Genomic DNA, 12,658 nt, shown 5'->3' with positions numbered 1-12,658 from the left:
GTCCTGAAGGAGATCGACGGCAAGGCGACGAAGGCCGGCAAGGAAGCGGTGCAGTTCGCCACCGCCCAGCTCGGCAAGCCGTACGTATGGGGGGCGCAGTGCGCATCTCAGGGGCGCGGGGAACGGCGCGAGAAGCCCCACCGGGCCGCAGACGAAAACGGGGGCCGCACGCAGTGCGCCCTCCAGGGGGCGCGGGGAACTGCGCGGGAAGCCCCACCGGGACGCAGATGACCCAGGGCCGCAGACGCACGGCGAGCTGAAGGGCCGGCCAGCCCCCGGAGGGACCCGCACTACTCTGACAGGTATGGCAAACCCTCCCGGCCCCTTCGATCGTGGGCACACCGATGACCTGCTGACCTTCCTCGCGGCGAGCCCCACCCCGTACCACGCGGTGGCCACCGCGACCGCCCGGCTGGAAGAGGCCGGCTTCAAGCAGGTCGCGGAGACCGACGCCTGGGACGGCACCAGCGGAGGAAAGTTCGTGACGCGCGGCGGCGCCGTCATCGCCTGGTACGTACCGAGCGGAGCGCACCCGCACACCCCGTTCCGGATCGTCGGCGCCCACACCGACTCCCCGAACCTGCGGGTGAAGCCCCGGCCCGACATGGGCAACAGCGGCTGGCGCCAGGTCGCCGTGGAGGTCTACGGCGGCCCGCTGCTCAACTCCTGGCTCGACCGGGACCTGGGCCTGGCCGGCCGGATCTCGCTGCGCGACGGCAGCGAGCGGCTCGTCGACATCGACCGGCCCCTGCTGCGCGTACCGCAGCTCGCCATCCACCTGGACCGGTCCGTCACGGCCGAGGGCCTCAAGCTCGACAAGCAGCGGCACATGCAGCCGATCTGGGGCCTGGGCGACGACGTGCACGAGGGCGACCTGCTGGGCTTCGTCGAGGACGAGTACGGCCTGGAGCGCCGCTCGATCACCGGCTGGGACCTGATGACGTACTCCGTCGAACCCCCCGCCTACCTGGGCCGCGACCGGGATCTTGTCGCCGGGCCGCGGATGGACAACCTCCTGTCCGTGCACGCCGGTACGGCCGCGCTGGCCGAGGTGAGCGGGCGCGCCGGCGCGGACGCGCTCCCCTGCATCCCGGTCTTCGCCGCCTTCGACCACGAGGAGAACGGCTCGCAGTCCGACACCGGCGCCGACGGGCCGCTGCTCGGCGGCGTCCTGGAGCGGTCGGTCTTCGCGCGCGGCGGCTCCTACGAGGACCGGGCGCGGGCCTTCGCCGGCACGGTCTGCCTCTCCTCGGACACCGGGCACGCCGTGCACCCGAACTACGCCGAGCGCCACGACCCCACGCACCACCCCCGGGCCAACGGCGGCCCGATCCTCAAGGTGAACGTGAACAACCGTTACGCCACGGACGGCAGCGGCCGGGCCGTCTTCGCGGCCGCCTGCGAGAAGGCGGGTGTGCCCTTCCAGTCGTTCGTCTCGAACAACGCCATGCCCTGCGGCACCACGATCGGCCCGATCACCGCCGCGCGGCACGGCATCAGGACCGTCGACATCGGCGCGGCGATCCTCTCGATGCACAGCGCCCGCGAACTCTGCGGCGCCGACGACCCCTACCTCCTGGCGAACGCGCTGACGGCGTTCCTGGAGGGCTGAGTTCAGGCGGTCCGCGCCCGAGCCGTGTGATGCCGGGCGCTGCGGGTACCCGGAGGTCTCAAGTACCCACAGCGTCACACAACTTGGGAGGCGGACCTCATGAGCTTGGGAGGTTGCATCATCCTGGTCGCCGTCGGGGCGATCCTCAGCTTCGCGACCGACTGGCACATGAAGGGGGTCAACCTCGACCTGGTCGGCTGGATCCTGATGATCGTCGGTCTGATCGGCGTCTTCGTGTTCCGCAGCGTCGGACGCCGCCGGGGCGTGGTCGTACCGCAGTCCCGCACCACCGTCGTCGAGGAGGACCGGACCCGGCGCATCTGACCCGCGCCCCGGGCCCCGTGCCCGTCAGGCTCCCGGCGCGTCCATCCCGGCGAGGACCAGCGGGAGCCGGTCCGCGCCGCCCTCGGTGACGCGGACCGGGACGCCCCAGTCCTGCTGGTGCACGTGGCAGGCCGGGTACTCGTTGGCCGGGTCGTCGTCGCAGGACGCGGCCATCGCCGACACGTGCAGGACGCCCTCGGTGACCTCCGGGTCCAAGGTCAGCTCGCGGGCCAGGTCGGTGCCCGCGCCGTCGCCGGCCACGAGCAGTTCGGGCGGCGTCGCGGAGACCAGGAGCCGGGTCGAGGGCCCGTACCGGGTGTCGAGCTTCTGCCCGGCCGGTGCCTGGAAGATGACGTCCAGGGCCAGTCGGCCGCCCGCCACCTCGGTCGCGGCGCGCTGCGTGCGGTGGGCGACGGACTCGACACGGACCGCCTCCTCGGGCAGCCGCAGCCGGGTCAGCCGGTGCCGCGCCGACTCCACGACGACGATGTCCTCGCCCACCAGCACGGCGTCGCTCGGCTCCCGCAGATCCGTGGCGAGCGTGGTCACCTCCCCGGTCGCCGGGTCGTAGCGGCGCAGCGCGTGGTTGTACGTGTCCGCCACCGCGACCGAGCCGTCGGGGAGCGCGGTGACGCCCAACGGGTGCTGGAACAGGGCCTGTCCGGCCTCGCCGTCCCGGTGCCCGAAGTCGAAGAGGCCGGTGCCGACGGCCGTGTGGACGTGGCCCTCCGGGTCGACGTAGCGCAGCGCGCTGGTCTCCGCGTCCGCGACCCACAGCCGCTCCTCGGTGGCGGCGAGCCCGGAGGGCTGCGCGAACCAGGCCTCGGGGCCGGGCCCGTCGACGAGGCCCTCATTGGTCGTCCCCGCCGCGACGGCGACCGTCTTCGCCCGCGGGTCGTACGTCCACAGCTGGTGCACGCCGGCCATGGCGATCCACACCTTGCCGCCGAAGACGGCCACGTCCCATGGCGAGGACAGGTCGACCTCCAGGGCCGGGCCGCTGTCCGGCGTGCCCTGCCACCACTGGCGGCCGGTGCCCGCGACCGTGCTGACGGCCCCGCTCTCCAGGTCCACGGCGCGCAGCGCGTGGTTGACGGTGTCGGCGACGATCACGGTGCGCTCGTCGAGCAGCGCGAGGCCCTGCGGCTCGTTGAACGCGTCGGGCCCGAAGCCCCGCCGCCCGCTCCCGATCCGCCGCACGACGCTCTCCCCGTCGGCCGCCAGCTCCACCAGCTGGTGCCGGGTGGTGTCGCTGACCAGCAGGTTCCCGGACGGCAGCAGCAGCGCCTTGCCGGGAAAACGCAGGTCGGTGGCGACGGGCTCGGGTGCGACGTAGGGGCCCTCGCCGCGGTGCAGCGTCCCCTTCGCCTCGTGCTCGGCCTCCAGCTCCTCGACCAGCGTGGCGATCGCGTGCGCGTGCCCCTCACCGGCGTGCTGCGCGACGACGTACCCCTCGGGGTCGATCACGACCAGCGTCGGCCAGGCCCGCACCGCGTACTGCTTCCAGGTCGCCAGCTCGGGGTCGTCGAGCACCGGGTGCTCCACCCCGTACCGCTCGACGGCGTCGACGACCGCCGCGTGCTCGGCCTCGTGCACGAACTTCGGCGAGTGCACCCCGATGATCACGACGGTGTCCCGGTGCTTCTCCTCCAGCTCCCGCAGCTCGTCGAGGACATGCAGGCAGTTGATACAGCAGAACGTCCAAAAATCCAGCAGAACGATGCGTCCGCGCAGGTCAGCGAGGGAGTACTGCGTACCACCGGTGTTCAGCCAGCCACCCTTGCCGACCAGTTCGGGGGCGCGGACACGGGCACGGCGGGCTGCTGCGGGCGCGGAGTCGTTCATGTTTCAAGGGTGCCATGGGCGCCCTGTCGTCGAGTCCACGTGGTCCGGTACCGGGTCGTGGGCGTCGCCGGTCGTCGGGGTGCCGGTCGGTTCCAGGAGGAGGATCGCCGTGCCGGGGGCCGCGGAAGGCTTGTGCCAGGTGCCGCGCGGGACCGTGAAGACCGAACCGCGGGGCAGGACGACGGCGCGCTCACCGCCGCGCTCCCGCAACCCGAGCGTCAGCTCGCCCGCGACGACGAGGAAGAACTCGTCGGTGTCGTCGTGGACGTGCCACACATGCTCGCCCTCCGCCCTCGCGAGGCGAACGTCGTAGTCGTTCACGGACGTGACGATGCGAGGGCTCCACACGTCGTCGAAGGTGGCCAGGGCCTCGGGCAGGGAGACCGGCAGGGAGGCGGCCGCGGGGGCCGCGGGGGCCGCGGGGGCCGCGGGGGATTCCGTACGTTCCATGCGGTCATCCTGGGTCTGTTCCGCGGCCCGCACGAGTGCTAGGAATCGCATATGCCGCAAGGATCCTCGCACCGTCCTGACCGCCCGGACCGCCCCGCTCACCCGGAGCGTCCGCACCGCGTCGTCGTGATCGTCGACGAGGGAGTCAACCCGTTCGAGGTCGGCGTCGCCACCGAGCTGTTCGGGCTGCCGCGGCCCGAACTGGGCCGGGCCGCACCCCTGTACGAGCTGACCCTGTGCGCCCCGGCGCCCGACATCCGAATGAACCACGGCTTCTTCACGCTGAGCACGGCGGCCGGCCTGGACGCGGTCGACACCGCCGACACCGTGATCGTGCCAGGGCGCCCGGACAACGTCGTACCGCGCCGGCAGCCCGTACTCGACGCCCTGCGGCGCAGCCACGCGCGCGGGGCCCGGATCGCCAGCTTCTGCACCGGGGCGTTCGCGCTCGCCGAGGCCGGGCTGCTCGACGGGCGCCGGGCCACCACGCACTGGCGCTGGGCGGAGCAGTTCCGCGCGCTGCACCCCGGGGTGCTCCTCGAACCGGACGTGCTGTTCGTGGACGAGGGTTCCGTACTGACCGCCGCGGGCAGTGCCTCCGCCCTCGATCTGGGCCTGTACCTCGTGCGCCGCGACCACGGCGCCGAGGTCGCCAACTCGGTCTCGCGGCGCCTGGTCTTCGCGGCCCACCGCGACGGCGGACAGCGGCAGTTCGTGGAGCGGCCCGTGCCGCACGTGCCGGACGCCTCGCTCGCGCCGGTCCTCGCCTGGGCGCGGGAGCGGCTCGGCGAACCGGTCGCGGTCGCGGACCTGGCCGCCCGTGCCGCCGTCAGCGCCGCCACGCTGCACCGTCGTTTCCGCGCCGAGCTGGGCACGACGCCGCTGGCCTGGCTGCTCGGCGAGCGGATCGCGCTGGCCTGCCGGCTCATCGAGCGCGGTGAGGACCGGCTCGACGCGGTGGCCCGGCTCAGCGGGCTGGGCAGCGCGGCGAACCTGCGGGCGCACCTGAAGCGGTCGACGGGGCTGAGTCCCTCGGCGTACCGCGGGAAGTTCGGCCACCGGGCGCGTACGGGCTGAGGGCCCGGCCGGGCGTGTGGCCTCCGGCGTCCGCTCTACCGGAGTGATGCGCCCAGGAGGGCCTTGGTCGCCGGGGCCGCCAGGTGCTGCGGGCCGAAGGCGTCGAGCCCTTCGCGCTTACCGGTGCCGGTGCCGGTGCCGGTGCCGGTGCCGGGGAGAGCCCACACCGCACCCATGAGGTCGCGGTGGCCGTCGCCGTCCACGTCGGGGAGCCGGCAGGCCGCGCCGAACGCGTCACCCGACCCGGCGACGCCGGGCACGTCCGGTGTGCTCCGGCTGAAGCCCGCGTTCGGGACCGCACGGGGACCCGCCCGGTTCACGCCGTTCTCACCCGGACGGACCGCGCGGAGGGTCCGGACGGCGGCTTTCGGGCATTCATCTCCGTATGCGCTACGAAGTTCGGGAACGGCTCTTCGCCATCGGCGAGGACTACTGGATCGAGGACGAGAACGGCCGCAAGGCGTTCCTCGTCGACGGCAAGGCGATGCGGCTGCGGGACACCTTCCAGCTGAAGGGGCCCGACGGGCGCGTCCTCATCGACATCCACGAGAAGATGTTCGCCCTGCGCGACACGATGGTCATCGAGCGCGGCGACGAGCAGCTCGCCAAGATCAGGCACAAGCGGCTGTCGCTGCTGCGCAACCACTACCGGGTCGAACTCGTCGACGGCACCGAGCTCGACGTCAGCGGCAAGATCCTCGACCGCGAGTTCGCCGTCGAGTACGAGGGCGAACTCCTCGCGGAGATCTCGCGGCGCTGGCTGCGCGTGCGGGACACGTACGGCGTGAACGTGGTGCGCGAGGACGCCGATCCGGCCCTGATCATCGCGGTCGCGGTCTGCGTGATCCATCTCGCGGAGAAGGAGCGCGGGGACGAGGACTGAGCCGGGGCGGCCCGGCCCGCAGTCCCGGCCCGTCGCTCAGTGCGGCGGCGCGAGGCCCAGGGTGCGGTCCTTCAGGGCCGGGAACTGCTCCCGGGTGGCTCCCACCCGCGCCGGGTCGAACTCCACCCGGAGCACCTCTTCCCCGGCCCCCGCCTCGGCGAGCACCTCGCCCCACGGGTCGACCACGATGCTGTGGCCGGCCTGCGGGACACCCGCGTGCGTCCCGGCGCTGCCGCAGGCCAGCACGTACGCCTGGTTCTCCACGGCGCGCGCCTGCGCCAGCAGCGTCCAGTGCGCGCGGCGCCGCTCGGGCCAGCCGGCGGCGACGACGAGGGTCTCGGCGCCGCGGTCCACAAGGCCGCGGTACAGCTCGGGGAAGCGCAGGTCGTAGCAGGTGCTGACGCCGAGCACGGTCTCCGGGAGGCGGACGGTCACCAGTTCGTCGCCGGCGCTCATCAGCACGGCCTCGCCCTTGTCGAAGCCGAAGCGGTGGATCTTGCGGTACGCGGCGGCCGGTTCCCCGTCGGGGGAGAAGAGGAGCGCGGTGTTGTAGAGCGGCCCGTCCGGGTCGCGCTCCGGGATGGACCCGGCGTGCAGCCACACGCGCGCGTCGCGCGCCGCCTTGGCCATCGCCTCGAAGGTCGGCCCTTCCAGCGGCTCCGCCTCGTCCGCGAACAGCTCGTAGGCGAAGGCTCCGGTGGTCCATAGTTCGGGCAGCACCACGAGGTCGGCCGCACCGGCTTCGTCGCGCACCAGCGAACTGACGCGCTCCCGCCGCTCGTTGACCGATTCGTCCTCGTTTACCGCGATCTGGATGAGGGAGGCGCGCACACTACCACCGTCCTGGCATTCGAGTCGTCAACACGGGCCTACGATCGTCACACGAAAGCACTGCAGGGGTGCTACGGGCAGCGTACTGTGCCAGACCGGGGGTGCCCCCGGACCCCCACCGACGCGTCCCGACCCGCCCACCGCCTACTTCACCGCCCGTGTACGACACCGCTCGAGGGGTCCCCTTCCGTGAGTCTCCACCCCAGCCTTCAGTCCTACGCCGATGCCTGGACCCACTCCGTGGAAGCGATATCCGAGCTGGTCACACCGCTCGTCGAGGGTGAGTGGAACCGCGCGACGCCGTGCCCGGGCTGGTCGGTGCGCGACATCGTGTCCCATGTCATCGGCAACGACTGCGAGATGCTGGGCGACCCGCGGCCCATCCACACGCTGCCCCGCGACCTGTACCACGTACAGACCGAGGCGCAGCGCTACCAGGAGGTCCAGGTCGACGTCCGGCGCCACCACACGGCGCCGGAGATGGTCTCGGAGCTGGAGTACACGGTCATCCGCCGCGCGCGACAGCTGCGCAACGAGAGCCGCGACCCGGGGGCCACCGTGCGGGGCCCGCGCGGTGTGGAGGAGACCCTCGAACACTCGATGCGGCGGCGGGCGTTCGACATCTGGGTGCACGAGCAGGACCTGCGCTGGGCCCTCGGCCGGCCGGGGAACCTCGACTCCCCCGGCGCCTACGTCACCCGCGACATGCTCCTTGAGGCCCTGCCGAAGACCGTCGCCAAGGACGCGGGCGCCCCGCCGAACTGCGCGGTCGTCTTCGACGTGCACGGGCCCGTCGAGTTCCTGCGCACGGTCCGCGTCGACGCGGACGGCCGGGGCACGGTCGACGGCGCCCCCTCGCTGGGCCCGGCGGCGACGCTGGCGCTCGACTGGGAGACGTACGTGCGGCTCGCCTGCGGCCGTGTCACCCCGGACCAGGTGGCGGACCGGGTGAAGACCGAGGGCGACACGGATCTGGCCGCGGCGATCCTCGCGTCCCTGCGCGTCACGCCGTAGCCGCACCCCCCGCCCGCCCCGGGCCCTACGCGGGCACGTGCACCGAGGCGACCCGGGACGCCACGACCCGCTCCCGCTCGGCGGCCGCCGCCCGCCTGCGCAGGCGCAGGATCTGCGTGACCCCGAGCGCCTGGAGCACGTAGACCGCGGAGAAGGCGACGCGGTAGTTGTCGCCGGTGGCGTCGAGCACCACGCCCACCAGCAGCAGCGTCGTCATCGAGGCGATGAACCCGCCCATGTTCACGATGCCCGACCCCGTGCCCTGGCGCTCCGGCGGATTGGCCGGGCGCGCGAAGTCGAAGCCGATCATGGACGCGGGCCCGCACGCCCCGAGCACCACGCACATCACCACGAGCAGCCACATCGGCGCCCGTCCGGGCCAGGCGATCGGCGCCGCCCACAGCAGGGCCGTCACCCCGACCGTGCCCAGCGCCAGCGGCAGCCGGGCCGTGTGGTGGCGCGCCACGATCTGCCCGTAGACCAGCCCCACCACCATGTTGGCGAGGACCACCAGGGTCAGCAGCTCGCCCGCGGTGCCGCGCGAGAGGTCCTGTGCCTCGACGAGGAACGGCAGCCCCCACAGCAGCAGGAAGACCATCGCCGGGAACTGCGTCGTGAAGTGCACCCACAGGCCGAGCCGCGTCCCCGGCTCCCGCCAGGCCGCCGCGATCTGCCCGCGCACGTACGCGGCGCCCTTGTGCGTCGCCGGCAGCGGCGCCGGTTCGAAGCCCTCGGGGTGGTCCTTGAGGAAGAGCAGCATCAGGACGAGGACGACGACGCCCGCCACCGCGCTGCCCGCGAACGCGGCCTCCCAGCCGATGCCGTGCAGCAGCCGCGCGATGACGAGCGTGGAGACGAGGTTGCCCGCCATGCCGACGAGCCCGGCGAGCTGCGCGACCAGCGGCCCGCGCCGCGCCGGGAACCAGCGGGTGCCGAGCCGCAGCACGCTGATGAAGGTCATCGCGTCGCCGCAGCCGAGCAGCGCGCGCGAGGCGAGCGCCATGCCGTACGAGGAGGAGAAGGCGAAGCCGAGCTGTCCGACGGTGAACAGGACCACGCCGAAGGTGAGCACCTTCTTGGTGCCGAGCCGGTCGACCATCAGGCCGACGGGTATCTGCATGCCCGCGTAGACGAGCAGTTGGAGGATGGAGAAGGTGGAGAGAGCGGAGGCGTTGATGTGGAAGCGCTCGACGGCGTCGAGCCCGGCCACGCCCAGCGAGGTACGGAAGATGACGGCGACGAAGTAGACGGCGACGCCGATGGACCAGACGGTTATCGCCCGGCGGCCGCCGGGCGGGTCGCCGGGCAGGGACGAGGCGCCGGACCCCGGGGAGCCGGCGGAGGAGGCGGAGCTCATCGCACGTCCCCCCGCGCCAGGTTCTGGAACCAGCCCACGTGCCTGCGCACCACGGCGACCGCCGCCTCCACGTCCCCCGCGCCCAGCGCGTCGAGGAGTTCGCCGTGCTCGGCGAGGGTCTTGGCGATGCGGTCGGGGTGGGAGTGCATCACGGCGACGCCCATCCGCAGCTGGCGGTCGCGCAGCTGGTCGTAGAGGCGGGAGAGGATCTCGTTGCCCCCGCTGCGCACGATCTCCGCGTGGAAGCAGCGGTCGGTGGCGGCGGCGTCGGCGAACTGTCCGGCGGCGGCCTGCGCGCGCTGGGTGGCGAGCAGCTCCGCCAGGCGTTCGAGGAGCCCCGGCCGGGCCGGGACGGCCTTGCGCACCGCGTGCTCCTCGACGAGCAGCCGGGTCTCCACCACGTCCGCGATCTCCTGCGCGGAGACGGGCAGCACCAGGGCGCCCTTCTTCGGATAGAGCCGCAGCAACCCCTCGACCTCCAGCCTGAGCAGGGCCTCGCGGACCGGGGTGCGGGAGACGCCGACGGCCTCGGCCAGCTCGCCCTCGGTGAGGAGCGTGCCGCCCTCGTAACGGCGTTCGAGCACGCCGCGCTTCACGTGGTCGTAGACGCGGTCTGCTGCGGGCGGACGCTTTTCGGGAGCACGCTTTTCGGCGGCACGGTCCGCGGTGACGGTCGAGGGCATGCGCACATCATAGATACAACACGTACGCAAGGCAGGCACCGTCCATCATGCGGAACGGTGCGCGCGTGACACGTGCGAGGGAATCCTGCGCGTCGCGTGCAACCTCTCGGGCCGTTCGGCTGTCTCACCTATGCGCGTCCCGCCCAAGGGGCGGTGCATCAGGGGCACTTGGAGCGTCTAACTTGAAAACTCGCATAACGGGCATCGCCGTTCTCGCCGTGGGAACCATGCTCACCAGCGGAGCGCTGACCACCTCCGCACAAGCCGCCACGGCGCCGGCCGTACCCAAGATCGCCGCGGCCGGCGGCTTCGTGATGAACAACGGGACGGGCAAGTCCCTGTTCACCAAGGCCGCGGACACCCGCAGGTCCACCGGCTCCACCACCAAGATCATGACGGCCAAGGTGGTGCTGGCCCAGCGGGGCCTGAACCTGGACACGAAGGTCACCGTCCAGAAGGCCTACAGCGACTACATAGTGAAGAACAACGCCTCGTCGGCCCGGCTGATCGTCGGCGACAAGGTCACCGTGCGTCAGCTGCTGTACGGGCTGATGCTCCCGTCGGGCTGTGACGCGGCGTACGCGCTCGCGGACAAGTTCGGCTCGGGCTCGACGCGGGACGCCCGCGTGAAGTCCTTCCTCGGCAAGATGAACAAGGCCGCCACCGACCTGGGTCTGAAGAACACCCACTTCGACTCGTTCGACGGCATCGGCAAGGGGAAGAACTACTCGACCCCGCGTGACCTCACGAAGATCGCCTCGTCGGCGATGAAGAACTCCACGTTCCGCTCGGTCGTGAAGACGAAGTCGACGAAGCAGAAGGTCACGACGAAGTCCGGCGGCTACCGCTACATGTCGTGGACGAACACGAACACGCTGCTCGGCTCGTACTCCGGCGCCATCGGGGTCAAGACCGGCTCGGGCCCGGAGGCCGGCTACTGCCTGGTCTTCGCGGCGACGCGCAGCGGCAAGACCGTGATCGGTACGGTGCTGAAGTCGACGTCGGTCAACGCCCGCACGTCGGACGCGAAGAAGCTCATGGACTACGGCTTCAAGAAGTAGCCGCGGTTCCCTGGCGGGGCACCCCGGTCGAGGGGAGCCCCGCCAGGGGCGCGGGGAACCGCGCGCTCAGCCACGACGGAGCCGCACCGGCGACGGCGCGAGGCCACGGGGCTCTGCCCCGGACCCCGCTCCTCGATCGCCGGAGGGGCTGAGTTCAGCCGCGTAGACGCTGGGCTAGGACCAGGTGATCAGACGCTTCGGCCGTTCCAGAACCGCCGCCACATCCGCCAGCACCCTGGACCCCAGCTCCCCGTCGACCAGGCGGTGGTCGAAGGAGAGGGCCAGCGTCGTGACCTGACGGGGCTTGACCTTGCCCTTGTGCACCCAGGGCTGGAGCTTGATCGCTCCGACGGCGAGGATCGCCGACTCGCCCGGGTTCAGGATCGGCGTACCGGTGTCGACGCCGAAGACGCCGACGTTCGTGATGGTGACCGTGCCGCCCTGCATCGCCGCGGGGGACGTCCTGCCCTCCCGCGCCGTGGCCACCAACTCACCCAGTGCGGACGCCAGTTCGGGCAGCGTCTTGGCGTGGGCGTCCTTGATGTTCGGCACGATGAGCCCGCGCGGGGTCGCCGCGGCGATGCCCAGGTTCACGTAGTGCTTCTGGACGATCTCGGCCTTGCCGTCGGTCCCCTCGTCCCAGGCCGCGTTCACCTCGGGGTGGCGCTTGATCGCGACGAGCAGCGCCTTGGCGATGAGCAGCAGGGGGTTGACCCTTAGCCCCGCCATGTCCTTGTCGGCCTTGAGCTCCTCGACGAGCTTCATCGTGCGCGTCACGTCGACCGTGACGAACTCGGTGACGTGCGGCGCCGTGAACGCGGAGCCGATCATCGCCTGCGCCGTCGCCTTGCGGACGCCCTTGACCGGGACGCGGGTCTCGCGGGCCCCTTCGGGGGCGACCGCGGGCGCGGCCGGCGCGGGGGCCGGGGCCTGCGGCTGCGGCTGCGGCTGGGCCGGGACCTCGGGCGCGGGCGCCACCGCGGCGTGCACGTCCGCGCGGCTGATGATGCCGTCGGGGCTCGACGGGATCACCGCGGTGAGGTCGACGCCGAGATCCTTGGCGAGCTTGCGCACGGGCGGCTTGGCCAGCGGGCGCTGCTGGACGACCGGGGCCGCCGTGCCGTTGGCGGCCGGGGTCCCGGCGCCCTTGCGGGCCCGGCGCTTGGTCGACGTCTCGGCGACGCCGTACCCGACGAGCACGGGCTGGCGGCCCTGCGGCTCGGCGGCCGGCTCCTCGGCCTCGGGCACCGCCTGCGCGACGGGCTCGGGCGCGTCGCCCGCCACCTCGACCGCGATGATCACCTGGCCGACGTCGACGGTCGTGCCCTCGGGGAACCGCAGCTCCTTGACCACGCCGTCGAACGGGATCGGCAGTTCGACGGCGGCCTTCGCCGTCTCCACCTCGCACACGACCTGCCCGTCCTCGACGGTGTCGCCGGGCTGCACGTACCACTTGAGGATCTCGGCCTCGGTCAGGCCCTCGCCCACGTCGGGCATCTTGAATTCACGCGCCATGACTCT

13 protein-coding genes and 1 pseudogene are annotated in these 12,658 nt (G+C 72.4%); 7 read left to right on the top strand and 7 right to left on the bottom strand.

Translation table 11 applies throughout. From position 1 onward, the window contains the following. The 3 genes from ABZY33_RS26365 to ABZY33_RS26355 form a co-directional block, all read left to right on the top strand. Positions 1 to 231 (top strand): hypothetical protein (locus ABZY33_RS26365; protein WP_356494155.1); only part of this gene is annotated, 231 nt, incomplete at its 5' end. A 73-nt stretch (positions 232 to 304) separates the two neighbouring features. Then, positions 305 to 1,612 (top strand): M18 family aminopeptidase, encoded by a 1,308-nt coding sequence (locus tag ABZY33_RS26360; RefSeq protein ID WP_356494154.1) that lies wholly within the window; start codon positions 305 to 307, stop codon positions 1,610 to 1,612. A 99-nt stretch (positions 1,613 to 1,711) separates the two neighbouring features. After that, positions 1,712 to 1,936, top strand: a complete 225-nt coding sequence (locus tag ABZY33_RS26355; protein WP_356494153.1) for a DUF6458 family protein — start codon at positions 1,712 to 1,714, stop codon at positions 1,934 to 1,936. Between the two features lie 24 nt (positions 1,937 to 1,960). On the opposite strand, the gene ABZY33_RS26350 is transcribed toward ABZY33_RS26355, so the two are convergent. Together ABZY33_RS26350 and ABZY33_RS26345 are read right to left on the bottom strand one after the other, a co-directional pair. After that, positions 1,961 to 3,781 (bottom strand): NHL domain-containing thioredoxin family protein, encoded by a 1,821-nt coding sequence (locus tag ABZY33_RS26350; protein ID WP_356494152.1) that lies wholly within the window; start codon positions 3,779 to 3,781, stop codon positions 1,961 to 1,963. Positions 3,782 to 3,784: 3 nt separating this feature from the next. Then, the gene (locus ABZY33_RS26345) at positions 3,785 to 4,231 is read right to left on the bottom strand and encodes a cupin domain-containing protein (protein WP_356494151.1); all 447 of its coding nucleotides are present in this window, start codon (positions 4,229 to 4,231) and stop codon (positions 3,785 to 3,787) included. 51 nt (positions 4,232 to 4,282) lie between these two features. Here ABZY33_RS26345 and ABZY33_RS26340 point away from each other — a divergent pair, with 51 nt between their 5' ends. Next, positions 4,283 to 5,308 carry a helix-turn-helix domain-containing protein gene (locus ABZY33_RS26340; protein ID WP_356494150.1) on the top strand — a complete coding sequence of 342 codons (1,026 nt, stop codon included), beginning with the start codon at positions 4,283 to 4,285 and terminating at the stop codon, positions 5,306 to 5,308. A 35-nt stretch (positions 5,309 to 5,343) separates the two neighbouring features. Here ABZY33_RS26340 and ABZY33_RS26335 read toward each other — a convergent pair. Further along, positions 5,344 to 5,583, bottom strand: a pseudogene (locus ABZY33_RS26335) (hypothetical protein); the annotation flags it as partial. A gap of 110 nt (positions 5,584 to 5,693) precedes the next feature. Between ABZY33_RS26335 and ABZY33_RS26330 the strand changes: the two are divergent. After that, positions 5,694 to 6,191, top strand: a complete 498-nt coding sequence (locus ABZY33_RS26330; RefSeq protein ID WP_356494149.1) for an LURP-one-related family protein — start codon at positions 5,694 to 5,696, stop codon at positions 6,189 to 6,191. Positions 6,192 to 6,227: 36 nt separating this feature from the next. Here ABZY33_RS26330 and ABZY33_RS26325 read toward each other — a convergent pair whose 3' ends face one another. Further along, entirely contained in the window at positions 6,228 to 7,022 is a 795-nt protein-coding gene (locus tag ABZY33_RS26325; protein ID WP_356494148.1) for a carbon-nitrogen family hydrolase, read from the bottom strand. A gap of 189 nt (positions 7,023 to 7,211) precedes the next feature. Here ABZY33_RS26325 and ABZY33_RS26320 point away from each other — a divergent pair, with 189 nt between their 5' ends. Next, on the top strand, positions 7,212 to 8,036 hold the full coding sequence (locus ABZY33_RS26320) for a maleylpyruvate isomerase family mycothiol-dependent enzyme (RefSeq protein WP_356494147.1): 825 nt from the start codon (positions 7,212 to 7,214) through the stop codon (positions 8,034 to 8,036). 25 nt (positions 8,037 to 8,061) lie between these two features. Here ABZY33_RS26320 and ABZY33_RS26315 read toward each other — a convergent pair whose 3' ends face one another. Both ABZY33_RS26315 and ABZY33_RS26310 read right to left on the bottom strand, forming a co-directional pair. Continuing rightward, on the bottom strand, positions 8,062 to 9,393 hold the full coding sequence (locus ABZY33_RS26315) for an MFS transporter (protein WP_356494146.1): 1,332 nt from the start codon (positions 9,391 to 9,393) through the stop codon (positions 8,062 to 8,064). Continuing rightward, on the bottom strand, positions 9,390 to 10,076 hold the full coding sequence (locus ABZY33_RS26310; RefSeq protein WP_356494145.1) for a GntR family transcriptional regulator: 687 nt from the start codon (positions 10,074 to 10,076) through the stop codon (positions 9,390 to 9,392). The genes ABZY33_RS26315 and ABZY33_RS26310 overlap by 4 nt, the downstream gene beginning before the upstream one ends. 227 nt (positions 10,077 to 10,303) lie before the next feature. Between ABZY33_RS26310 and ABZY33_RS26305 the strand changes: the two genes are divergently transcribed. Further along, on the top strand, positions 10,304 to 11,137 hold the full coding sequence (locus ABZY33_RS26305; protein WP_356494158.1) for a D-alanyl-D-alanine carboxypeptidase: 834 nt from the start codon (positions 10,304 to 10,306) through the stop codon (positions 11,135 to 11,137). 174 nt (positions 11,138 to 11,311) lie between these two features. Here ABZY33_RS26305 and ABZY33_RS26300 read toward each other — a convergent pair whose 3' ends face one another. Further along, entirely contained in the window at positions 11,312 to 12,652 is a 1,341-nt protein-coding gene (locus tag ABZY33_RS26300; RefSeq protein WP_356494144.1) for a dihydrolipoamide acetyltransferase family protein, read from the bottom strand. Positions 12,653 to 12,658 lie beyond the last annotated feature (6 nt).

The organism is Streptomyces sp. NPDC006552 (genome assembly GCF_040611655.1).
Classification (GTDB): domain Bacteria; phylum Actinomycetota; class Actinomycetes; order Streptomycetales; family Streptomycetaceae; genus Streptomyces.
Note: the sequence above shows the minus strand (reverse complement) of the source record. Positions and strands in the feature narration are given on the sequence as shown.

What these genes read in the sequence shown, in the direction of transcription:
- ABZY33_RS26360 (WP_356494154.1), top strand. Translation starts at nt 305, where the DNA reads ATGGCAAACCCTCCCGGCCCCTTCGATCGTGGGCACACCGATGACCTG.
- ABZY33_RS26305 (WP_356494158.1), top strand. Translation starts at nt 10,304, where the DNA reads ATGCTCACCAGCGGAGCGCTGACCACCTCCGCACAAGCCGCCACGGCG.
- ABZY33_RS26315 (WP_356494146.1), bottom strand. Translation starts at nt 9,393, where the DNA reads ATGAGCTCCGCCTCCTCCGCCGGCTCCCCGGGGTCCGGCGCCTCGTCC.
- ABZY33_RS26310 (WP_356494145.1), bottom strand. Translation starts at nt 10,076, where the DNA reads ATGCCCTCGACCGTCACCGCGGACCGTGCCGCCGAAAAGCGTGCTCCC.
- ABZY33_RS26350 (WP_356494152.1), bottom strand. Translation starts at nt 3,781, where the DNA reads ATGAACGACTCCGCGCCCGCAGCAGCCCGCCGTGCCCGTGTCCGCGCC.
- ABZY33_RS26300 (WP_356494144.1), bottom strand. Translation starts at nt 12,652, where the DNA reads ATGGCGCGTGAATTCAAGATGCCCGACGTGGGCGAGGGCCTGACCGAG.
- ABZY33_RS26345 (WP_356494151.1), bottom strand. Translation starts at nt 4,231, where the DNA reads ATGGAACGTACGGAATCCCCCGCGGCCCCCGCGGCCCCCGCGGCCCCC.
- ABZY33_RS26330 (WP_356494149.1), top strand. Translation starts at nt 5,694, where the DNA reads ATGCGCTACGAAGTTCGGGAACGGCTCTTCGCCATCGGCGAGGACTAC.
- ABZY33_RS26340 (WP_356494150.1), top strand. Translation starts at nt 4,283, where the DNA reads ATGCCGCAAGGATCCTCGCACCGTCCTGACCGCCCGGACCGCCCCGCT.
- ABZY33_RS26355 (WP_356494153.1), top strand. Translation starts at nt 1,712, where the DNA reads ATGAGCTTGGGAGGTTGCATCATCCTGGTCGCCGTCGGGGCGATCCTC.